Origin of the sequence: Haliea alexandrii (assembly GCF_003719295.1) — a bacterium.
In the GTDB taxonomy this organism is placed as follows: Bacteria; Pseudomonadota; Gammaproteobacteria; order Pseudomonadales; family Halieaceae; genus Haliea; species Haliea alexandrii.
In genome coordinates, this window is record NZ_RFLW01000001.1 from 1,218,150 (window position 1) to 1,241,451 (window position 23,302).

The 23,302-nt window shown below is 59.4% G+C and carries 19 protein-coding genes; 18 read left to right on the forward strand and 1 reads right to left on the reverse strand.

The window, feature by feature from the left end; genetic code table 11:
- Window positions 1–12: 12 nt before the first annotated feature.
- The gene (locus EGJ68_RS05535; protein WP_123033494.1) at window positions 13–657 is read right to left on the reverse strand and encodes a TetR/AcrR family transcriptional regulator; all 645 of its coding nucleotides are present in this window, start codon (window positions 655–657) and stop codon (window positions 13–15) included.
- 328 nt (window positions 658–985) lie between these two features.
- Between EGJ68_RS05535 and EGJ68_RS05540 the strand changes: the two genes are divergently transcribed.
- The 18 genes from EGJ68_RS05540 (at window position 986) to EGJ68_RS05625 (ending at window position 23,256) form a co-directional block, all read left to right on the forward strand.
- Complete coding sequence (locus tag EGJ68_RS05540; RefSeq protein ID WP_123033495.1) at window positions 986–1,426, forward strand: nuclear transport factor 2 family protein; 441 nt, start codon at window positions 986–988, stop codon at window positions 1,424–1,426.
- Between the two features lie 12 nt (window positions 1,427–1,438).
- The gene (locus tag EGJ68_RS05545) at window positions 1,439–2,995 is read left to right on the forward strand and encodes an AMP-binding protein (protein ID WP_199227925.1); all 1,557 of its coding nucleotides are present in this window, start codon (window positions 1,439–1,441) and stop codon (window positions 2,993–2,995) included.
- The gene (locus EGJ68_RS05550; protein WP_123033496.1) at window positions 2,992–3,447 is read left to right on the forward strand and encodes an FAS1-like dehydratase domain-containing protein; all 456 of its coding nucleotides are present in this window, start codon (window positions 2,992–2,994) and stop codon (window positions 3,445–3,447) included. The genes EGJ68_RS05545 and EGJ68_RS05550 overlap by 4 nt, the downstream gene beginning before the upstream one ends.
- On the forward strand, window positions 3,444–3,884 hold the full coding sequence (locus EGJ68_RS05555) for a hotdog family protein (protein WP_233248680.1): 441 nt from the start codon (window positions 3,444–3,446) through the stop codon (window positions 3,882–3,884). The genes EGJ68_RS05550 and EGJ68_RS05555 overlap by 4 nt, the downstream gene beginning before the upstream one ends.
- Before the next feature lie 19 nt (window positions 3,885–3,903).
- Window positions 3,904–5,073: a thiolase C-terminal domain-containing protein gene (locus EGJ68_RS05560; RefSeq protein ID WP_233248681.1), complete on the forward strand. Its 1,170-nt coding sequence runs from the start codon at window positions 3,904–3,906 to the stop codon at window positions 5,071–5,073.
- A 1-nt stretch (window position 5,074) separates the two neighbouring features.
- The gene (locus tag EGJ68_RS05565; RefSeq protein WP_158283513.1) at window positions 5,075–5,488 is read left to right on the forward strand and encodes a Zn-ribbon domain-containing OB-fold protein; all 414 of its coding nucleotides are present in this window, start codon (window positions 5,075–5,077) and stop codon (window positions 5,486–5,488) included.
- The gene (locus EGJ68_RS05570) at window positions 5,485–6,840 is read left to right on the forward strand and encodes an aromatic ring-hydroxylating oxygenase subunit alpha (RefSeq protein WP_123033498.1); all 1,356 of its coding nucleotides are present in this window, start codon (window positions 5,485–5,487) and stop codon (window positions 6,838–6,840) included. The genes EGJ68_RS05565 and EGJ68_RS05570 overlap by 4 nt, the downstream gene beginning before the upstream one ends.
- A 123-nt stretch (window positions 6,841–6,963) precedes the next feature.
- Entirely contained in the window at window positions 6,964–7,878 is a 915-nt protein-coding gene (locus EGJ68_RS05575) for a glutathione S-transferase family protein (protein WP_123033499.1), read from the forward strand.
- Window positions 7,878–9,728, forward strand: coding sequence for an outer membrane protein assembly factor BamB family protein (locus EGJ68_RS05580; RefSeq protein WP_123033500.1), 1,851 nt, complete (start codon window positions 7,878–7,880; stop codon window positions 9,726–9,728). Before EGJ68_RS05575 ends, EGJ68_RS05580 begins: the two co-directional genes overlap by 1 nt.
- 254 nt (window positions 9,729–9,982) lie before the next feature.
- Entirely contained in the window at window positions 9,983–10,468 is a 486-nt protein-coding gene (locus EGJ68_RS05585; RefSeq protein WP_123033501.1) for a nuclear transport factor 2 family protein, read from the forward strand.
- A 64-nt stretch (window positions 10,469–10,532) separates the two neighbouring features.
- Complete coding sequence (locus EGJ68_RS05590) at window positions 10,533–12,779, forward strand: TonB-dependent receptor (RefSeq protein WP_233248682.1); 2,247 nt, start codon at window positions 10,533–10,535, stop codon at window positions 12,777–12,779.
- 9 nt (window positions 12,780–12,788) lie between these two features.
- Window positions 12,789–13,355, forward strand: a complete 567-nt coding sequence (locus tag EGJ68_RS05595) for a nuclear transport factor 2 family protein (protein WP_123033502.1) — start codon at window positions 12,789–12,791, stop codon at window positions 13,353–13,355.
- A 56-nt stretch (window positions 13,356–13,411) separates the two neighbouring features.
- Window positions 13,412–14,251 carry an SDR family oxidoreductase gene (locus EGJ68_RS05600; protein ID WP_123033503.1) on the forward strand — a complete coding sequence of 280 codons (840 nt, stop codon included), beginning with the start codon at window positions 13,412–13,414 and terminating at the stop codon, window positions 14,249–14,251.
- Between the two features lie 236 nt (window positions 14,252–14,487).
- A complete protein-coding gene (locus tag EGJ68_RS05605; RefSeq protein ID WP_233248683.1) occupies window positions 14,488–17,001 on the forward strand; it encodes a TonB-dependent receptor in 2,514 nt (837 codons plus the stop codon).
- A gap of 383 nt (window positions 17,002–17,384) precedes the next feature.
- Window positions 17,385–19,181: an outer membrane protein assembly factor BamB family protein gene (locus tag EGJ68_RS05610; RefSeq protein ID WP_123034063.1), complete on the forward strand. Its 1,797-nt coding sequence runs from the start codon at window positions 17,385–17,387 to the stop codon at window positions 19,179–19,181.
- A 130-nt stretch (window positions 19,182–19,311) separates the two neighbouring features.
- A complete protein-coding gene (locus EGJ68_RS05615) occupies window positions 19,312–20,307 on the forward strand; it encodes a thiamine pyrophosphate-dependent dehydrogenase E1 component subunit alpha (protein ID WP_199227926.1) in 996 nt (331 codons plus the stop codon).
- Window positions 20,308–20,317: 10 nt separating this feature from the next.
- Entirely contained in the window at window positions 20,318–21,331 is a 1,014-nt protein-coding gene (locus tag EGJ68_RS05620) for an alpha-ketoacid dehydrogenase subunit beta (RefSeq protein ID WP_123033505.1), read from the forward strand.
- 44 nt (window positions 21,332–21,375) lie between these two features.
- On the forward strand, window positions 21,376–23,256 hold the full coding sequence (locus tag EGJ68_RS05625) for an outer membrane protein assembly factor BamB family protein (RefSeq protein ID WP_123033506.1): 1,881 nt from the start codon (window positions 21,376–21,378) through the stop codon (window positions 23,254–23,256).
- Window positions 23,257–23,302 lie beyond the last annotated feature (46 nt).

Genomic DNA, 23,302 nt, shown 5'->3' on the forward strand with positions numbered 1-23,302 from the left:
CGCGGTTGCGCCTCAGGCGCTGAAGCCACTCATCCTGTTGACGGTTTCCGTGAACAGGGTGTGTGCCCGTTCCAGGCTGATATCGTCATCGAAATACACCGCTGAGCGCAGACCGATCATCATCGAGTAGGCAATTTCCGCGGAGTCGCGCGCGTCCGCCAGCAGCAGTTGCGGCGCGCAGGCAAAAATGCTCGCCAGGTGGGCCTTGCAGCGGCTGTCGAAGTCGGCCTTGGTGATGCGCAGGATGTCATCATTCACCGCATTGCCGAAGCACTCCAGCATGAAGCCGATCTCCCGGCGTGTGCTGGTTTCTCCCTTGAACCAGAAATCAGCGAGCAGCTGTACCTGCTGCTCCGCGGGGTGCAGTGCGAAGGCTTCGATACGCTCAAGGAAGCGCACGGCCACGTTGGCAAAATACTGTTCGAGAATCGCTTCTTTGCCATTGAAGTAATAGAGCAGGTGGCTGGCACTCATGCCGGCCCCTTCGGCGATGTCCGCCAGTGTGGTTTTCACATAGCCCTTGCTGATAATGCAGTCGTGCAGTGACTTGTAGATGCGTCGGCGGCGCTTTTCTCCGCGCGTGTCTCGCCGGGGCGTGGCGGCCTGTGGCGTGGTAGCCGAGTCGCGGAGGGAGGTTTTTGCAGGGCTCGAGGTCATAGCTGGACTTTATCAGTTCACGGCAAACGCGACCAAGTGTTTGCCCTCTATTATCTTCAGAAATATCTTGAACAATGTTCAAGATATGCTTATGCTTTTTTCCGTAAGTATGTTGAGAAAACAATAATGCAGGTCAACAGCTCCCAATTCAGTCGGCGCCGCGAAGGCGCGCGTCCTGGCGCGAGCACAGCCAGTAGCGCTGCGTTCCTCATTGCAGGGCGGCACAATTTCACTGTCCATGACGCCGTTGGTGGTGCTTCGCATGTGAGTCGTGTTGGCTTGCTTGCTGGCGGCGCACGCTGACGAGTTTGGGTTTGGAGGATACCGTATGACGACAACGCTGGAACTGGCGGATAAACTCGCCATTCATGAATTGCTCTCTCGAGCTGCCTATGCTCTTGATGAACGGGATCTGGAGATGTTGGCGACAAGCTTCGCACTGGATGCCAGATTCAGCATGCGCATAGCCGGTGGTGATCTGGTTGGCCCCTTTCACTCTCGTGAAGGGATCATGGATCTGATGACGGGTGCCATGGCGCAGCAAACGGACAAGCGGCGACATGTAGTATCCAATATCTTTTTTCCCGATGAGCCGCACGCCGACAGCGAGGGCGAGGGCATACCTGTGATCTCCAACCTGACCCTGTTCGCGACCGAGGGCGGGGCTATCGCGCTATTGTCCGCCGGGGTTTATCACGATTGCGTCGTACAGCGTGAAGGGCGTTGGGAGCTGGTGTCGAGACACCTCGAGCTCGATAAAAGTTACTGACGGAGGACTGACGTGAATATTGGCATGATCCCGTCGAAGACGGCTCGGCTTGCGCCAGCACGGGAAGCACTGATTGATGTTTCCAGCGGACGGCGACTTACGTTCGGCGATCTGGATGAGCGTGTGCGTCGACTGGGTAACGCCCTCATGGGGCCGCTGGGCCTGTCCAAGGGTGCACGTGTCGCCGTGCTGGCTCGCAATTGTATCGAGTACATGGAGGTCTACTACGGTTGCGCCCGGGTTGGATTGATTGTGCAGCCACTCAACTGGCGCTTGGGTGGCGAGGAGCTGGTCAAGATAGCCAGCGGTGGAGATCCCGCTGTTTTAATGTATTCCGGAGAGTATGCGGAGATGGCAGCGACGCTGGCGGCTCGGGCTGGCATACCGGCTTCATTTGCTTTTGGTGAAGGAAGCGATGGCAGCTACGAGGCACTTCTGGCTCAGGCAAGCGCGGAGGAGCCTGTGCAGTCCGCTTTGGTGGCGGATGATGATCCGGTTTTGATTCTATATACGGGCGGCACAACCGGGGAATCAAAGGGTGCATTGCACACGCACCGGTCACTGTTTGCCGGGATGATCAACCAGACCGTTGCCGAGCGCATCGTCCCCTCTGACGTGTATATGCTCACCGGTCAGATGTTTCATATACCCGTTGGCCTGGCCATGAACTATATGGCCCATGGCTGCCCGTTGGTATTGATCAATTTCGAAGCGAAACTGGCACTGGAAGTTATTCAGCGCGAGCGTGTGTCCGCCTTCCTGGGTATCACCACCATGCTCAACTGGATGATGGCTGTGGACAATTTCGCCGACTACGATCTCAGTAGCCTGCGCAACATCCAGTATGGTGGTGGCCCTATGCCGCACAGCGTTGTGAAAGCGGCACTGGCAGCTTTTCCCTGCACCCTGATTCAGGGTTACGGCCAGACGGAAGGCATGACCATGAGCTTCCTGTCGCAGGAGGATCATGCCAATGCCGTCGCCGGCATCCACCCCGAGCGCTTGAGTTCCTGCGGACGGGAAGGCTTCATGACCACCATCAAGCTGGTGGACCGCCAGGGCGAGCCGGTGCCGCGCGATGGGGTAACGCCGGGCGAGATCCTGGTGCAATCCGAGGCCAATATGGTGGGCTACTGGCAGCGACCCGATCTGACGGCAGACACGCTGCGCGACGGCTGGATGTATACCGGCGATGTGGCGGTGTGGGATGAAGACGGCTACGTCTTCATTGTGGACCGGGCCAAGGACATGATCATTTCTGGCGGCGAGAATATCTACAGCACGCAGGTGGAGGCGGCGATTCACCAGCACCCAGCGGTGCTGGAGTCGGCGGTGTTTGGCGTGCCGGATGCCGAGTGGGGTGAGTCGGTGAAAGCGGTTGTTGTACTCAAGCCGGGTATGCAGGCAACGGAGCAGGACATCATCGCAGCTGCCAGTGAGCATCTTGCCTCGTACCAGAAGCCGCGTTCCGTGGACTTTGTCGACAGCCTGCCCAAGGCCCCCACCGGCAAGATCCTGAAGCGCGCACTGCGTGACCCTTACTGGAATCAGGGAGAGAGGAAGGTATGACGACGCTTCTCAGTGATGAGTTGTTGGCCAATATCGGGCGGCAGAGCACCCCGCAGCGGGAACTGGTGACCCGTCGCGATATTCGCAAATACGCGATCGCAACGGGCAATCGCCAACGCAAGTATCTGGACGGTGACCAGGCGCCCCCCATGTTTCATGTGGCGCTGTTCTGGGATGTGGTGGAACTCGATAAGCTCACGCCGGATGGGGTGTCCATCGATTCGCTGCTGCCGAAGTTCCCCCTGGAACGGGCCATGGCGGGCGGCTTGAGAATTGACTATCTCAAGCCCGTGTTCCCCGGCGACTGGCTTACCGCCACACGCACATTGACCAATATCTACGAAAAGCACGGCCGCTCCGGGCCGCTCATTTTCTATGAAGTCGATATGCAGATTGTCAACGACGCGGGTGAAGCAGTGATCCGCGAACAGACCACACGTATTCTAAGGTGAGCGATTTGGGCCTCTCTGAAAAACGATCCCTTGTTTCGGTACGGGTAGGCGATGCGCTACCGGAACGCGCACTGACGCCCGATAATGTGCAGCTTTTTCTGTACAACGCGGCGCTGTGGAACGCACACCGTATCCATTTCGATGAGCCGTATACACGCAATGTAGAAGGTTACCCCGGGCTGGTGATTGCCGGCCCCATGCTGGGTGACTGGCTGAACCAGTGCGTAGAGGAGTGGCTGGGCGACAGCGGTCGCTTGCTGTCCATCGAGTATTCCAACCGCGCCGCGACCTATATCGGTGAAACCCTCACCTCGGGCGGCACCGTCATCGCGGTCGATCAGCCGTCCGGTGAGGTGCAGGTCGAAGTCTTCGTCAAGAACGCTGCGGGCGAGGTGGTAACCCCCGGTATCGCCACTGCGGTGATGGAGGCCGAATGATTGTCACCGGAGCGGACCAGTGAGCCTCTTGCGCGGTAATGTGGCTATCGTGGGCGCGGCGGATACACGCGTCGGCGTTGTACCGGACCGCACGGCCACCGAGCTGTGTATCGAGTCGATACTGCTGGCCCTGACTGATGCCGGTATCAACAAGGACGAAGTGGATGGGCTGGTGACCTGCAACAGCATGGCGCAACCCATGCTGTACCACGCCGAAGCCATCGCCGAGTATCTGAATATTGCGCCGCGCTACTGCTTTGCCGCGGGTGCAGGCGGCGGCACCACCTTCGCCGTGCTGCAACATGCGGCATCGGCCATAGTGACGGGCATGGCCGATGTGGTGGTGATTGCCATGGCGGATAGCCTGCGCAGCGGCCTGACCCGTGACCAGGCGATGCTCATGCAGTCGTCTACCGGTCACCCGCAGTATGAGCAGCCCTATGGCCCCACCGTGCCCGCCTATTACGCGCTGATCGCCCAGGCACACATGGCCCGTTACGGTACCCGGCCCGAACATTTTGCCGAGATTGCGGTTGCCTGCAGGGCGCATGCGACGCGCAACCCGGCGGCGCAAATGCGCGACCCCATCAGTGTCGATGACGTGCTGAATTCCCGCATGATCGCCGACCCGCTGCATCTGCTGGATTGCTCGCTGGTGTCGGATGGCGGTGCGGCGATCATTCTGGTGTCGGCCGAGCGCGCGCGGGACCTGCCGCAGCCCCCCGTATATGTGCTGGGTATGGGCGAGGGGCATGGTCACGAACACATCAGCCAGGCGCGGGATCTCACCACCTCCACGGCGCGCGAATCCGGGCAGGGGGCCTACGCGATGGCGGGTCTGCGTCCGGCAGACATGGATTTCGCACAGCTGTACGACTGTTTCACCCCCACGGTGCTGGTGGAGCTGGAGGACCTCGGGTTCTGTGCCAAGGGCGAGGGCGGTGCGTTTGTTACGGATGCGGGCATTGGCCCTGGTGGTCAATTGCCGGTGAATACGCATGGCGGCCTGTTGTCGCACTGCCACCCGGGTAACCCCGGATCCATGTTCGCGCTGACCGAGTCGGTCTGGCAACTGCGAGGCACGGCAGGCGAACGCCAGGTGACCAATGCGCGCTACGGCCTGCTGCACGCGCAGGGCGGCATCATGTCCAGCCACAGCACACTCATTCTCGGCAGGGAGCCCCGCTGATATGGAACGGATTCAACCTGCCAGCGGAGCGCTCGCCGATGCCTACATTGCCGGTTGCCGGGTGGGAGAATTACGTCTGCAGCGCTGTGGCAGTTGCGGCATTTACCAGTTCTATCCGCGCATCATCTGCGGCAATTGCCTGAGTGACGAACTGGAGTGGTCTGCCGCCAGTGGGCGCGGCGAAATCCGCAGCTTTACCGTGGTGCGCCGGCCGATCTCCAAGGCCTATGAAGCGCCGTATGTGGTCGCTCTGATTAAACTGGAAGAAGGGCCAACGTTGATGAGTCATATCGTCGATTGCGTGCCCGAAGCGGTAGCGGTAGGGCTTCCGGTGCAGGTGAAGTTTGCAGCCTGGTCCGAAAACGTCACCCTGCCGGTGTTCACACTTGACAGCCAGAGAGGTAGCTCATCATGAATGCGAAAGGTGTACCGATTGCGGTGATCAACCCCGATGCCCCGGCAGAGTCGCTGGAGTCGAAGCAGCCAGAGGTGGACAACGGCGTTGCCGTTGCTGGCAAAGAGGGTTACTTCAGTCGCGAATACATGCAGCGTGAATGGGACAAGTTATGGACACGTTCCTGGCTGATTGCTGGTGTTGAGTCGGACATTCCCAACGTGGGTGATTTTTTCCTCTTCAACATCCGCGATGAGTCCATCATCGTCACGCGCACCGAGGAGGGTATCAAGGCCTTCTACAACGTGTGCAGCCATCGTGGTGCCCGCCTGGTGTGGGACGAGCGCGGTAACCGCAAGGTATTTGTCTGCCCCTTCCACAGCTGGAGCTTCCATAACAACGGCACTTTGCGGCGTATTACAGACGAAGAGTATTTCAAGCCAGAAGTGGTGGCCCATCGCCCGGGTCTGAAACCCGTGCACTGCGACACGCTGGCGGGCATCGTGTTCATCAATATGGACGAGAAGCCAGCGCAGCCTCTGAAAGAAGCGATCGGCCTGCCCGATGGCTATCTCGAAGCCTACTGCCTGGCCGATATGCGGGTAGCACGCCATGTGCGCAGTGAATGGGGCGCCAACTGGAAAGTGGGTGTGGAAGCCTTCTACGAGAGCTACCACCTGCATGCCGTGCATCCGGAGACCCGCGGTGTCATGGGTGACCTGAATGTGCAGTACGACCTTTACCCCAACGGTGCCAGCCGCATGATCGTGCCGCTCGGCCAGCCCAGCCCCCGCATGCGTGACCAGACCACGGTCAACGAGGGGCTGAAAATGATGCTGGAAGATGCCGGTCTTGATGCGTCGGGATTCACCGGTACCGCCGCTGATGTGCGCCGAGCCATTCAGCAAGGCAAGCGGCAGCGCGCCGAGCGGCTGGGTCTGGACTACTCGCGTTTTCTCGATGGGCAATTGTCCGACAGCTGGGCAACGGGCGTCTTTCCCAACGTGCAAATCGGCTGCCATCCCGAGGCGGTGTTCCTGATGCGCTTCTTGCCGCACGAAACTGACCCTGAGCGCTTCTACTACGACACCATGACACTGATTTTTCCAGTCGAGGACGGCAGTTATCGCCCGCCGGCCTGGATGGGACTGCCGGAAGGTACCGATACCACCGGCCGCCAGCGCCCGGCTACGGAGCATTACAGCATTGAAGAAGATGCCAACCTCGGGTTGGTGTTGAGCCAGGACTCCGCACTGCTGCCGGTGGTGCAACAGGGCATGCGCTCACGGGGTTTCGATGGCCAGCTCTGGAGTGAGCAGGAGCAACGACTGAGGCACTTTCACGTTGAATTGGAGCGGAGGCTCGCGCGTTAGGCTAGCTCGGTACGGACTGGCGCGCTGTTCCCGCTCGCGGTCAACCTGGCGCGGGTTTAGTGGGCCGCCGTTGCCAGCCCCTGCCAGTACCAAGTCAACCGCGGCCTGACCGGGATAGACACTATGGAGTTGATTCTTCACCACTTCGACATTTCCCCCTTTGCCGAGAAGATACGCCTGGCATTGGGTCTCAAGGGCTTGGCCTGGCGCTCGGTGGAAATTCCATTGGTGATGCCGAAGCCCGATCTCACCGCGCTGACAGGCGGTTACCGGAAAACGCCAGTGCTGCAGATTGGGGCGGATATCTACTGCGACACACAGTGCATCGCGCGCGAGCTGGAAGCACGCTTTCCTGCGCAGCGGACGCTGTTTCCCGGGGGCAGCGAGGGTATCTGCCTCGCCCTGTCGGCCTGGAGTGACGGTCAGTTCTTCCGCCCCGGTGCGGGCTTGTCCATGGGCACCAACGACGGGCTGCCGGAGGCGATCCTGCAGGACCGCAAGGCATTCTTCAATTTCCTCGACTTCAGTACGCTGGATGCGCAGCTGCCACACCTCTATGCGGGTTTTGGCGCGCAGCTGCAGCTGCTGGATACCGCGTTGGCTGACGGCCGACCTTATATTCTAGGTGACGCCCCCTCATGGGCGGATATTCTCGGCTATTTCCCGGTGTGGATGTGCCGGGGCAACATCCGTGATGGTGCGGCGTTACTTGCGCGCTACAGCACCATTGTCGCTTGGGAGCAGCGCGTGCAGGCCTTTGGCCACGGCAGGCGTACTGAACTGGACGCGGAATCAGCACTCGCTATTGCACGTAGCGCCGCGTCGACGGTTGTGCCGGACGTCTCTGCCGCACACCTGTCCGGTCTGCAGCAGGGCAGTGCGGTCACCGTCACGCCAGAGGATTACGGCTCGGTGCCGGTCGCGGGGGAGCTCGTGCGGCTTACCGGTCGGGATGTTGCTATTCGTCGAACTGATTCGAGAGCCGGGGAAGTCGTCGTGCACTTTCCTCGCGCTGGCTATCGCGTGGAGAACGTGTGATGAAAAACGGTTTATCTAACCTGGTACTGTCCCTGGTGCTGGCCGCGCCACTCGCGGGGGCAGAGGTCCCCGCACCGGCGGAGCCGGATGGCGCTGCGCTGTATCAGCAGCATTGTGCCAGCTGTCACGAGGGGGGGGTGGCCAAGGCGCCTCAATTGAGCCTGCTGCAGATCATGCCGCCAACATCGATTCTTCGCGCCATGCAGGGCGGCGTGATGCAAACACAGGCCGCGGCGATGACAGACCAGCAACAGCGTCGACTGGCCGAGCATATTTCCGGGCACAGCCTGTCGGAAGCCACCATGGCGAGTGCTGCGCCCCAATGCAGTGCCGAACGCTCCGCGTTTGATTTCGCTGCACGGCCGGATACGGCGGGCTGGGGTGTGAACCTTGGCAATCATCGTTTTTACGATCGCGATCTGGCGGGTCTTGCCGCAACGGACATGAGCCAGCTTGAGCTCAAGTGGGCCTTCGCTTTCCCCGGTGCCCTGCGGGCTCGTTCGCAACCGGCGATCGCGGGGGGTGCCCTGTATATTGGCAGTCAGGACGGCACGGTATATGCGCTCGACAAGGACACCGGCTGCATCCGCTGGCGCTTTTCCACTGTGGCCGAAGTGCGCAACGGTATCGTGGTGGCTGACTGGGAGCCCGACAGCAAAACGCCGCCGCTGCTTTACTTCGGCGATCTCGTGGGGAATGTTTATGCGCTCAACGCGGTTACCGGTGAGCTCGCCTGGCGCGACCGACCCGATGACCACCCGAGCCTGACATTGACCGCATCGCCCGCCTTGTACGATGGCCGGCTTTACGTGCCACTGTCGTCGCTCGAAGTGACCGCGGCGGCCGATCCCGGCTATGCCTGCTGCACGTTCCGCGGCGGCGTTGCCGTCTATGACGCGCACAGTGGTGAGAAGCTGCTCACCAGTTACACCATTGCAGAGCCGCCTGCGGTCGTCGGCAAGAACGCGGCGGGTACAGACCGCATTGCACCCTCTGGCTCGCCGGTGTGGAACACCCCGGCCCTGGATGTAGAGCGCGGGGTGATGTACGTGGGCACGGGCGAGAACTACTCCTCACCGGCCAATGACACCAGTGACGCCATTATTGCCCTGAGCCTGAAGGATGGCGCCATCGTCTGGAGCCAGCAGATGACGGTCGGTGACGCCTGGAACATGGGCTGCGAAACAGAAGAGCGCATCAACTGCCCGCCGGAGGATGGCCCCGACTATGACTTCGGTGCGGCAACTGTGCTGGTCACAACGTCCGAGGGACGCGATCTGGTGCTCGCCGGCCAGAAGTCGGGTGATGTCTATGCACTCGACCCGGATCGTGGCGGTGCCATTGTCTGGCAGAAGAAGCTGGGGCGTGGCGGGATTCAGGGCGGCGTGCATTTCGGTATGGCGGTCGAGGGTGATGTGCTCTATGTGCCGATATCGGACTTCGACGGTGGCCCGCGCTGGCCCGGTGAGCCCCTCCCGGGCATGTACGCTGTGGATATCCGCAGTGGCAAGGTGCTCTGGTACACCCGTGCGGAGGATACGTGTGAGGGGCGCGAGTTCTGCCAGCCCGGCCTTTCTGCCGCGGCATCAGCCATCGAGGGCGGGGTGATTGCCGGCGCCATGGACGGTGTACTGCGCGTTTACGACAAGGCAACGGGCGAGGTGCTCTGGTCCTACGACAGTGTACGTGAGTTCTCGACCACGGATGGCGGCACGGCCCAAGGCGGCTCGTTCGGCGGTGCTGCCGGCCCCGTGTTCAGCGATGGCATGATGTTTGTAAACTCCGGTTACGGTATCTATTTTCATATGCCCGGGAACGTGTTCCTGGCATTTGGCCCCAAATCCCCCTGAGTTCTGCCGTCGGCGCGGCACGGCTGCGTCGGCGTATTCCTCTCAAGTGGACTCTGCGCGTCGGCGCGACAGCGCTACGCGCGCCCGTGTGACTTATTACCCAATTTCCGCGCCGATGGCAGCTGTCGTCAATGCTTGACTCGCCTTTAAATATCACTACACTTGCTAGACGCAAACAAGCTAATTGCATTCGACCGCATCGAGCAATGGCTGAGCGCAAAAATAGTAATGATAAAAATGGCAAGAGGTAGGGCATGCGCGAGAATCGCGACACGCTGGTGGCATTGGCCGCGCGGGTGGACGAGCTGGAGAGTCGACAACACATTGTCGATCTCACTTCCGAGTATTGTCACGGCTTCGACAAACGCGATTTCGATCGTTTCCTCGCCATCTGGAGCGAGGATTGCGTGTGGAACATCGGTCCACCCTTCGGCACGTTTCGTGGCCACGCCGGCATTCACGAAGCGGTTCAGGGCGTTCTCTGGCCTGCATGGCAGGAATCACACCACCTGTCGACCAATCATATCGTACGCTTTCAGGATGCTGACAACGCGACCTGCGTGTGTGATGTGGACTGCATCGGTACGCTGACCGGCGACACCGACTGTCAGATGGTCGGCGCAACCTACAGTGACACCCTGCAGCGCAGGGCGGGACGCTGGTTGATTATCCAGCGCGATGTACAGATTCATTATTTCAACCCCATACCCGGTGCGCCCTTGGTGCCACCGCAAGGCTGAAAGAGGCCTTGGCTCATTCGTAAACGGTAGATAACGATTAACAAACCCGTCGAGGAGACGTTCCATGAAGACACAACGCAGCATGATGTTTGCCGCCATCGCCGCAGCCACGGTGGGCGTTTCCGCGCCCACCGTGGTTTCGGCAGCCCCTGGTGTGCTGGAAGAAATAACGGTGACCGCGCGCAAGCGTGAAGAGAGCATGCAGGATGTGGGCCTGGCGGTCAGCGCCTTGAGCGAGACCGAGATCCAGCGACAGTTTGCACGGGATATTCAGGACCTCGCCAACATCGCGCCCAACGTGATCATCGATGACACAGGCCAGGGCCCTGGTGGTACGGCCGCTATTTACATTCGCGGTGTGGGTATTGCTGACCTGGAGAAAAACTTCGACCCCGCGGTGGGCGTGAGTGTTGACGGCGTGTTCCTTGGCTCGAATGCCGGCGCCCTGTTGCGCGGTATCGATATCGCCCGGGTCGAAGTATTGCGCGGCCCGCAGGGCACGCTGTTTGGCCGTAACACGGTGGGCGGCCTGATCAACATTACGCGTACCCAGCCTACCGGTGAACTGGGTGGCCGTTTCCGCGCGGGCGTGGAGAACTTCGACACGTACTATGTTGACGGTATCTTCAACTTTGCGGTCACTGATGATCTTGCCATCAAGCTGACTGGCGCGAAGCGTGACCAGGGCGAAGGCTACTATGACAACGTCACCGTGCGTGGCGATCAGGGGCGTCAGGACTACGAGTCCCTGGGTTTCAACGCGCTCTGGAACGCAACCGATACGCTGGAACTCGAGTACAGCTACACCATGGAGCGGTTGGACCAGGACACGCCTGCACTGGTCAACGCCACGCGCCCCGATCAGCTATTCTGCGTGGCTTACGGCTATTGTTCACCCAGTGTTGATTCAACTATTACTGGCGACCGCAACGGTGTCGCTGGCGGTGGTGGCCGCCCGCCAACGCCGCCCAGCTTTGAGACCAACATTACGCCGGTAGATGCGGTCGACGATTCCTTCATGGATGCGTTCTTCGATACCGACACACACATTCTGGAGGCGCGCTGGGAAATCAGTGATGCCCTGCGCTTTGACTACATCTATGGTTCTTGGGAGTCCGATGAAGCGAGTCTGCAGGATTGGGACGGTACACCTGAATTGCTCTATCACACGGACCGCCCCGGCGAGTTTGAGCAACAGAGTCATGAGCTGCGCCTCACCTACGACAACGGCGGCGCGTTTAATGTAGTCGGTGGCCTTTTCTTCTGGGATTCCGAGTACGAAAGCCGTATGCGCAGCTACATCGGCTTCGCCGTGCCCGGCGTCATTCTCGACATTCCCCAGACCACGCAGCAGGAAACAGAGTCCGTAGCGGCCTTCTTCGAGGCAGACTACCGTTTCGCTGACCAGTGGGTACTGACGGTGGGTGGTCGTTATACGGAAGATGAGAAAACGTCACGTCAGTTCGGTGAAGTGAACACCATTCCCGGACAGCACCCGACAGAGAAGTGGGACGAGTTCACGCCTAAACTGGGCCTGCGCTACAACATGACAGACGATGTGATGTTCTACGCCACCTACTCCAAGGGCTATCGCGCCGGTGGTTTCAACGGCCGTGTGGCGAGCCTTGAAGAAGCGATCCAGCCTTACGATCCCGAAACCATCGACAACTATGAAATCGGGGTGAAGAGTGAGTTACTGGAGAACAGGCTGCGCCTCAACGCCACGATCTTCACCATGGATTACAAGGACAAGCAGGAAGAACTGCAGTTGCCCTCGAATGAAACGGATACCGGACAAAAGACCGTGGTAATCAACCCGTCTTCGGCAACCATTCAGGGCATTGAGCTGGAAATGCAGGCCTACCTGAACGAGAACCTGAGCATCCGGGCTAACCTCGGTTACCTTGACTCCGAGTACGATGACTTCGTCTACACCGACGTCGAAGGTTCGATAACTGACTTGAGTGGCCTGGAGTTCCGTCGGGCTCCCGAGTTCACCGGTACCGTCGATGCGACGTATGAGTGGGACGTAGCAGGCGGCAATGCCTGGGTTCGCGGCGCCTACCGTTACATTGGCTCGCACTTCACTAATGCCACCAACAACGCTGAGCTGGCAAACGACAGCCAGGGCATCGTCGACGCCTCGGTGAACTATGCCGTCAACAACCTGACGTTCAGCCTGTTTGGCCGCAACCTGACGGATGAAGATGGGTACACGCATGGCTACGAAGTGGCGGGGCTCTGGTCCTATGCTGCGACTCGCCCACCGCGTACCTACGGGTTCGAGGTGGTCTACAACTTCAACAACTGATCGTCATTCGTGAACGAACAGTTGCAGGAGTTACTGGCGAAGCAGGCGATCACGGAAGTGATCGTCCGCTACGCGCGGGCCCTGGACCGGATGGATGAAGCGCTGCTGCGCAGCGTCTTCCATCCCGGTTCCGAGCACCATCATTTCTACGAGGGGCCGTCGTCTGACCCTTCGCGCCCGTCTACCGCAGAGCAACCCGGTGATTTCGTCGCCTTCGCGTTAGGCGTTTTATCTGCTCACAGCCGCACCCATCACCATCTGGGTAACATCCTTGTGGAAATGGATGGCCCGGACAGGGCGCGCGCGGAAACTTATTTTACGGCCTTCCATCGCATGCGGCCTGTGGGGGACCCCTTGGCGGGTGCAGACGCCTTCGACAACGAGATGGACTACTTTGTCGGTGGCCGGTACCTGGATCATTTTGCGCTGCGTGGTGGCGAGTGGCGCATTGTGCGCCGGGTGGGCATGACCGATTGGACGCGCCTCGAGCCGGCGCAGTCGCGTGGTTTTGGCAGTATCGCAGCGGAGACCGTAGGGCAGCGTGCGCCCGACGATTATCTGTATCGCATGACATAGAGTTTATGGGGCTGCGGCCCCTTTTTTTTGCAATCTATAGTGTGGAGAAAACAGGCATGAGACTGGCGGGAAAAGTAGCATTGGTTACTGGCGCGGCGAGCGGCATTGGCGCGGCGGCGGTACAACGGTTTATCGAGGAGGGTTGCGCGGTCAGCCTGTGCGACATTCAGGAAGCCGAGGGCAACGCGCTGGCGGCCAAATATGGCGACCAGGCAATGTTCAGTTACTGCAACATCACCGATGAGGACAGCGTGAGTGCGGCCGTCGACGCAGCCATAGCACGTTTTGGCCGCCTGGATGTCATGTTCAACAGTGCGGGTATTGTTGGCTCCGTGGGCCCGGCAGCGCAAACGCCCGGTGCCGAATGGCGTTTCACTATCGATGTGTTGTTGAACGGCGCCTTCTACTGCGCCAAGCACGCGGCGCGGGTAATGCAGCCTCAGGGTTCGGGCTCGATAATCAGCATGGCGAGCACGGCCGGCATCATGGGCGGCCTTGGGCCGCATGCCTATACCGCAGCCAAGCACGGGGTTGTCGGACTGACCAAGAATCTCGCTGCCGAACTCGCCGCCAGCAACGTGCGCGTGAATGCCATTGCAGCGGCTTCGATGGCGACACCGATGGTTGCCAGTGTGCTCACGGGTGATCCGGGCAAGATCGACGAGGCCAAGAGGATTCTCGCAGATGCTTCACCGCTGCGCGGACGTCCGGGCCTGGCGGAAGATGTCGCCAACGCCGCACTGTGGCTGGCGAGCGACGAGTCGGGCTATACCACGGGCCACACCCTGACTACAGATGCGGGTTTCACGGTTGGGGCGACCGCGGCGGGACCCGCGTTCGCAGAATATCAGCCAATTATTCGCGAGGCAGGCAAGTCGGGGCTGCCAGGTAGTTAGCTGTAAACACGCGCGAAGTCTGGCGCGTCCGGCCTGCTCGTTCCGGTCAGGGGGCGGGCCAATGCGCCGCCTAAAAAAACTTGAATACTTTTCAAAAACTGCTTGCCTGGAATCGTTGTTTTGAATTATTGTTAAGATCAAGCAAGTGCTGATTCGCATAACCCAATAATCGCGAACGGCTACAGCTATACCTCACAATAATCCGGTATATATAAGATAAGAGAGGGAAGTCGATGATGAACTTTAACAGAAAGGTTTTGGGCTCTGCGGTATGCCTGGCACTTACTCATACGCTTGCTGGTGGCAGTGCGCTCGCGCAAGAGGAGAGTAAATCAAGCAGGCTTCAGCTTGAAGAAGTGGTTGTAACCGGCACCAAGCGGTCGGTGGCACAGCAGGATCTTTCGGTGGCCGTCACTACCGTGACGACCCAGCAATTGGAGAATACCTTCCAGAATGACGTAACGGCGTTGTCGGAGCTGGCACCCAACGTGAACCTGACGCCGCAAACCGGCTTTAACGCGATTGCCGGCGGTATGCGCGGCACCGGTTTCAACTCTATTCTGGTTACCAAGGATGCATCAGTTGGTATTAGTGTCGATGAGTTTGTCTTCAATAACGTGCAGTCTCAGTTCATCGAGATGTTCGACATGGAGCAAGTTGAAATCTACCGTGGTCCGCAGGGCACTTTGTTCGGCAAGAACACTACTGGGGGTGCAATAGCCTTCACTACGAAAAAGCCCGTGTTGGGCGAATTTTTTGGTCACGTTGAGGGCAACTACTCACAATTCTCATCAAATGATTCGAATGCAACAAAGCTGAAGTTGGGCTTGAACGTGCCGCTGGGCGATACCGTGGCAGCGCGTCTGGCAGTTATCCAGGACAAGAGTGATGGCTTCTACACCAACGACAAGCCAGCGGGTGGTGAGTTCCAGAGCCTCGGCTGTCCGTTCCCCGGGCAGCCCGGTTCAGCGGAATGTAACGACGCAGCGCGCTCCAAGTTTCCCGATGTGGGTCGGGGCGAGGACATTGGCGGGAAAGATGTGCTGGCAGCCAAGCTGAAGCTGCGCTGGCAACCCAACGACTTCTATCTTGCGGACCTCATCTTTGAATATGTGAAAGATCGCGGTGACACCGTAGCCGCGGCCAATGAGACACCCCTGGCGAGCCAGAATGGTGGTGAAGGTTATTTGTGGCCCATCGCCGGCTTCCCGGGCATCGGTGGTGGCGATCCCTTCTCTACCGGTCAGTCTTACACGTCAACGCCGGTTGTCGACATTCCGGGTGGGCACAAGATTGATGCCGATGGTATCTACTTGAACCAGACTTTCACCTTTGACAGCTATGAGGTGAAGTGGATCCTGGGCGCCCGTACTCAGGATGAGGTACTCGCGAGCACCTACACCGGCGAAGCTTATACATCCCAGTACGATGCCAGCCGGAACTCCGAGCGGGAACAGCTGCAGAATGAACTGCGTGTCTCCTCCAACTATAACGGGCCGTTCAACTTTGTCGCGGGCGCCAGCTACTACGAAGACGACGTGGACTTCCTGGTCTTTGGTAACCTCGGCTACTTCCTCATCTTCTCCGGTCCCGCTGCAGAGTTTTACCGGGATACCTATGAGGTGCAGGTAACCAGTCAGGAGCGAGAAGGTCTGGCGTTCTACGTTGATGGTACCTATGACCTCACGGATGCCTTGAAGCTGACGGCAGGTTTCCGTCACACCAAAGACGAAAAGGTCTTTGCGCGTCGCAGTCTCGGCACGGCCGAGAACCCGGTCAGCAACTTCATCACCGTTGACCAGTTCAAGGGCCCGCACACCAATCCGCTGCCCATCTCCGCTTTTGGCAACGTCATCGACGACGAAAAAGATTTCTCCGCGAACACCTTCCGGGTCGTGCTGGACTACAACTGGACTGACGAGTTGATGACCTATGCCAGCTTTGCAACGGGCTTCGTTTCCGGCGGCTTCTCGGAAACCTGTGGCAGTGCGTTCAGCTGTCAGCCCTACGCCAGCGAGGAGAACGAGAACTTCGAGGTGGGTGCGAAGGCCGACATGCTGGACGGCAAGCTCAGGATGAACGGTGCCCTGTTCCACACTGTGTATGAAAACCTGCAGCGCGACACGGTGGTATCGTTCAAGGATGCAGCCGGCAACGACTTCCAGGAAACCATTGCACTGAACGAAGGTGAAAGTACAGCTATCGGCCTGGAGCTTGAGCTCAGCTATGTGCCCACCAACAACCTGCGCTTCGATGCCAACTTTGGCTGGTTGGACCATGAGTACGACAACTACAACCCGGGTTACGACCCGGCAACGCTTGGTCTGGTCGGTGCCCCGCAGCCCTTCGATTTCTCTGAGCTTGAAGTGCCGTATTCGCCGGAGTTTAACGGTGGCGTGAGCGCGACGTACTTCCATGAGCTTTCCAGTGGCAGCATGCTTACCTACAACCTGAACGTGCACTACCAGGGCGAGGCAGAGGTGAACCCGGCGCCCGCTAGCTTCCAGGGAGGAACGCTGGAAAATCCGATACTGCGTCAGAAGGCCAACACACAGCTCGAAGAGCGTACGTTGCTGAATGCCTACGTTACCTGGGAGTCACCGGACAGTGAGTTCAAGGTCTCTCTTTACGGCAAGAACCTGACGGACGAAACATACCGTAACTCTGCCAACCCGGTTGCCAACTTGTGGAACTTCACAACATATGGTCCGCCACGCGAGCTCGGTATCCAGGTTGGGTATAACTTCTAGTCAAAATTGGGCTTAAGCCCGCTGCAGACGGGTGGGGCGACATGGCTGGTGTCGCCCCACCAAACTTACCGCATCCGGTGACTGCATAACCCTCTTTGCCATCGTCCAAAGTTTGCTCCGGGTCATGCCCTGGCAACACTGGCGCGGTGGCTTTTTTGTGCTCCCCGTACGGTTGATGTCGTGTTCAAACGCGTCAGAAACAGGGTGCTGCAAGGCAGGATGTCTTGCCGCTACAAATACCTGAAGAAGTATTGACAGCGGTTTGCTTGTTGCCTAAATTGAATTAAATTAAAAAATAAACGCAACGCATTTTCGGCGTCACCAATACAATAAATAAGGGAGAGCGCGACGTGGTTCGAGTGTTTTCGGTATTCGCTGTGTGCATGGTTTTCGCCGGTCCAGTTTTCTCTGCAGTGACGCCTACAAGTGGAGCGGATCTTTTTGCGACGCATTGTCTCGCTTGTCATGATGGCGGTGCGCCCAAAGCTCCGCACGTGGTGATGTTGCAGGTGATGAGTCCCGAGAGTGTTCTCGCGGCCATGAATGACGGCGTGATGAAGGCGCAGTCTTCGGACTTGAGCTCGGAAGACAAAGCCGCGATAGCCGAATTCCTCGGTGGACGCCCCTTGAGTGATAAGCCACTTGCGGTCACGAACTTCTGTTCCCGCGATATCGCCAGACGTGCATCTTCGCAGTCGGTGCTCAGCTGGGGTATGGGTGACACCAATCCCCGCAGCGTTCCCGGGAGCGTGTCTGGCATCAACCGCGCCAATGCCGAAACGCTGACCTTGGAATGGGCGTACGCATTTCCAGGCGCAACGCGAGCTCGCTCCCAGCCGACAGTACATCAGGGCGTTGTGTACACGGGCACGCAAAATGGTCGTGTTTATGCCATTGATTTGACGTCCGGTTGCACGCATTGGGTGTATCAGGCCAAGGCGGAGGTGCGCTCTTCAGTGTCGGTTCAGTCTGAAGGTGAAGCGGGAGGCATTACGCTCTACTTTGGCGATTTTAATGGCAACGTCTACGCACTCGACGGCGTGAGTGGCGAAGCGCGTTGGGTCAAGAATGTAGAAGACCACCCCGATGTGACGATCACGGGCAGCCCCAAGCTGCACGGTGACATACTGTATGTCCCCATGTCTTCCAGGGAGTGGGCGACGGCGGCAGATCCCTATTACCAATGCTGCACATTCCGCGGTGGCGTGGCGGCCTTCGACCGGCAAACCGGCGCCATTCGCTGGAAAAATTACGTGGTGGGCGAAGCGCCTTCGGCGACCGGCAAGGTGAATGTCAGGGACACACCCGTACTGGCACCCTCCGGTGCACCGGTCTGGAACTCCCCCACTATCGACGAAGCGCGCGGCCTGCTCTACGTGGGAACCGGCGAGGCCTACAGCTCTCCCGCGCACGAGGCCAGCGATGCTGTGGTTGCCTTTGATCTGGTGACGGGAGAGCGGCGCTGGGTGCATCAAGCCCTCGCGGGTGACGCATGGAATATGAGCTGCAATCTCGCGCAGCCCGACAACTGTCCCAGTGAGGACGGCCCTGATTTCGATATTGGCGCATCGACGATTCTGCATCGTGATCGCGATGGACGCGAGCGTCTGCTCGTAGGGCAAAAATCCGGTGATGTGTTCGCTCTGGACCCAGACGCTGATGGCAAGTTGCTGTGGAAGACGGCTGTCGGGCGAGGAGGATTCTACGGTGGCGTCCATTGGGGTATGGCGATCGATCCGCGGCGCGACGTGCTCTATGCGCCAATCGCAGACACCGACATCAACGACCGCTTCAAGGGCGAGCGCAAGCCCGGGCTCTTTGCGCTGGATGTAAAGACGGGTGAAATCCTGTGGGAGTCTCCGGTGGCCCTCGCCTGTGAAGAAGGTGCAGCGCCGGGATGCGATCCCGGGCTTTCGGCCGCAGTCACTGCCACAGACGGTGTTGTTTTCTCGGGCGCGCTGGACGGCACCTTGCGAGCACACGACAGCAATACAGGCGAAGTCATCTGGTCGTACAACACGGCGCGAACCTTCGACAGTGTCTCCGGCGTCCCGGGGTATGGCGGGGCCCTTGAGTCTGATGGTCCCGTCCTTGTCGATGGCAGCGTCCTTATCAATTCCGGTTACCTGTGGGGCGGCCGCTTCCCGGGCAACGTATTGCTGCATTTCAAGGCGGAGTAGTGGCAGCACGTCGAGTGTTGGCGCTCACCATCAGGGATGTTTGATGGCAGAAAGCCGCAGAGTGTATTGAGTCGCCAGGTGCACCGCCCCTGCGACGCCCACCCACATCAGGAAGTAAGCAGGTTGAACCATGACAAGACGTAAAGCCACCAGTGGCGTCAAGCTGGATCGTGAACAGCTGCTGCGCGCATACCGAACCATGCGCACCATTCGCGCTTTCGAAACCCGTATGGGACAAGAGTTCGAGAAGGGTACCGTGCCGGGTTTCACCCACTTGTACTCAGCGCAGGAGGCGATTGCGACCGCGGTCTGCATGAACCTCACCGACAGTGATTATATTGGAAGTACACACCGCGGGCACGGGCACTCTATTGCCAAGGGCTGCGACGTGAAGGGTATGGCCGCCGAGCTGATGGGCAAGGCAACCGGCATATGCAAGGGCAAGGGCGGCTCCATGCATGTCGCGGATCTCAGCAAAGGTATGTTGGGTGCCAACGGCATTGTGGGTGGATCGGCGCCGCTCTGTGTTGGCGCCGGGCTGAGTGCGAAAACGCGGAATACAGGCGGCGTTGCCGTGTCCTTCATTGGCGACGGCGGCTCCAACGAGGGCGCCGTTTTTGAATCGATGAACCTCGCTGTGGTACTCAAGTTGCCCGTTCTGTTCATGTACGAGAATAACGGTTACGGCGAGGCCACCGGCTTCAGTTACGCCGTGGGTTCCGGTGATATATCGGGGCGGGCCGGGGCGTTTGGGATGCCCGCCGAGAAGGTCGACGGTACCGACTTTTTCGCCGTGTACGAGGCGGTGCAGCGGGCGGTGGAGCGGGGTCGCGCGGGCGATGGTCCTTCGGCCATTGAGGCGATGACCACACGCTTCGGCGGGCACTTTGTGGGTGATCCGCAGCTGTATCGCGCCAAGGGTGAAGTGGAAAAACAGCGCCGCGAAATGGATTGTATCCCTGTCTTCGTCGACCGCGTGCTCAAGGACAAGTCGGTCACGCGCAAGGCGCTGCAGGATATCGATGCACAGGTGGAAAGCCTTATAGAGGAGGCTGTCGAAGAAGCCCTTGCAGCGCCTTATCCGGGCCCCGAAGAGCTCTTCACCGACGTCTACAAAACCTACTGAGTACTGTTTCATGCCTAAGAAGACGATACGAGAAGTAATTCACGACACGGTTCAGTCCGAGATGCGACGGGATCCCACTGTCATTCTCATGGGTGAGGATGTAGCGGGAGGCGCGGGGTGTAGCGGTGAAGACGATGCCTTTGGCGGCGCGTTCGGTTTTTACAAGGGATTGGTCGGGGAGTTTGGACGTGGGCGCATCATCGATACGCCTATTTCCGAAGCGGCCTATATCGGCGCGGCAGCGGGTGCGGCAATGACCGGGTTGCGCCCGATAGCGGACCTCCAGTTCTTCGACTTCCTCGGCGTGTGTTTTGACCAGATCTACAACCAGATGGCGAAGTTCCGCTACATGTTTGGCGGCAAGTCGGATACCCCGTTGGTCATTCTCTCGCTGGTGGGCGCGGGGCTTCGCTGTGGTGCACAGCATTCGCAGAGCCTGCATCCCCAAGTGACGGCGGTGCCGGGCTTGAAGGTTGTGATGCCCGAAAACGCCTACGACACCAAGGGACTGCTTTTAACGGCCATCCGCGACGATGACCCGGTCATCTTTCTGCTGCACAAGCTGCAGTTCGAGAATGCCTGCGAGGTGCCGGATGAAGAATACCTGATTCCGTTCGGTGAGGCGTCATTTGTCAGGGAGGGTACCGACGTCACGGTTGTGGCCTTTTCGGCTATGGTGGCAAAGGCCGTTGCTGTGGCGGACCGGCTGCGCGAGGAAGGGATTTCGGTCGAGGTCATTGACCCGCGAACAACCTCTCCGCTGGACGAAGAGGCCATTCTGGAGAGTGTCGAGATGACGGGGCGGCTCGTTGTTGTTGACGAAGCCTGGGAGCGCTGCAGTGTTGCTGCAGATATCTCCAGTATCGTGGCGCGCAAGGCTTTCGGCGCCCTGCAAGCCCCGATAATGACCGTTACCGCGCCGCACACGCCGGCACCGTTCAGTCCGGTGCTGGAAGATCTCTATATTCCCGGTGAAGACGATATTGAAAGTGCCATACGTGAGGTAATCGCGTATCGGCGCTAGCGCGCTGCCTGCGCATGTGCGCAGTCGCTTTAAGGGTGGAGTAAATGGTGTTTCGCTGTGTTTTGTTGACCTTGTTGCTGGCGGTGTTGCCGGGGCGCTTCCTGACTGCTTCGCCGCTGGAGCGAGAGGCTACTGCGTCCAACCACCCGGGTCGCGCGCTTTTCTCGGAGCATTGTGCCAGCTGCCATACCGGTAGCGTGCCCAAGGCCCCGGGGCTGGAGATGATGGGCTATATGGCGCCAGCAGCACTCGCGCGTGTGCTTGATCAAGGTGTTATGCAGCCGATGGCTGCGCATCTGTCCGCCGTCGAGAAAAATCAGCTGGTTGCGTTTGTCAGTGGTAAAGAGCCTGCAGCAGGAGACGTTGAAGCGCCCCTGCTCTGGTGCCATTCGGCCCGGAAGTCGTCGGTCCAGGCCGACACAAGTACTGTTGGCTGGGGTGTAACGCACGCCAACACGCGGGCCTACACGGCCGAGTTGTCCAGACTCAAGCGCGGCAATGTCGGGCAGCTGCGGCTGAAATGGGCGTTCGGCTTTCCTGACGCGGTGCGTGCGCGCTCGCAACCCCTGATCGCAGGCGAGCGCATTTTTGTCGGCAGTCAGGACGGGACGGTTTATGCGCTGAACCGGGAGACTGGCTGTATCCACTGGCGCTTTTTCGCACGTAGCGAAGTACGAACCGGCATCATCATGGCCACTGAGCAGGGCACCGGGTCGCTGTTATTGTTCGGAGACTATCTGGGCTACGCGTACGCGATTGACGCTGAAAACGGTGAGCTGCGGTGGGACAGGAAAGTGGACGAGCATCCCGCCGCCACGATAACGGGTACCCCTGCACTGCACGGCAACTCCGTATACGTGCCGGTTACCTCTCTGGAGGTGGCGAGTGCTGCACGCGGCACGTACCCCTGCTGTACGTTCAGGGGTGCAGTTGCGGCTTACGACTGGCGCAGCGGCGAGCCTCGCTGGAAAACCTACAGCATTGCCGAGATGCCACAGCGCGTTGGAGAAAACGGAAAAGGTGTTGCGCGCTATGCTCCGTCGGGCGCAGGTATTTGGAATACACCGACGATTGACCCGGAACGTGGCGTGCTTTACGTGGGCACCGGGCAGAACTACTCGTCACCGACATCTGCCACCAGCGATGCGGTATTGGCTTTTGAGCTGAAAACGGGCGCTCTGCGTTGGGCTTTTCAGACCCGGCGGGATGCCTGGAATACAGCGTGTGAGCTCGCAGACAGGACCAACTGCCCCGAAGAGGCCGGCGATGATTCCGACATGGATATTGGCGCTGCCATCATTTTGACACGCGGCAACGATGGCAAAGATTATCTGCTAGCGGGTCAGAAGTCGGGTCACGTCTGGGCGCTGCAGCCTGATCATGGCGACGTTGTCTGGCAGCGCAAGCTCGGTCGCGGTGGCATGCTGGGCGGGGTGCATTTCGGCATGGCAGCCACGCAAGGCACGCTGGTTGTGCCAATCAATGATGAGGACGTGCAGTTGAGCGCGTCGGCGACTGGCAGTCGCTGGAATGGCGAGCAGCGACCGGGTGTTTACGCACTGGATGTCGCCAGCGGCGAGCCTCTGTGGTCGTGGCCAGCGCAAGACGTCTGTGACGGAAGGCCCCTGTGCAAACCCGGACACAGCGCACCAGCGACGGTGACCGATGAGCTGGTTATCACCGGCAGTCTGGATGGTCACATACGTATCCATGATCTGCGCGATGGCAAGTTGCTCTGGCAGCACGATACGGTGCGTGACTACCAAACACCCGGGGGAGGCGTTGCTCATGGTGGCGCGATGGCCGGTGGCGCTGGCGCAGTTTTACAGGACGGGATGCTGTTAATGAATTCCGGCTACATGTTGGTACATCACATGCCGGGAAATGTGTTGCTTGCCTTTGAGCTGGCTGTCGATGACGAGTAGCCCTGACGGTTAACGGAGCGCTGTGTGATAGTGCGCGGGAATATGA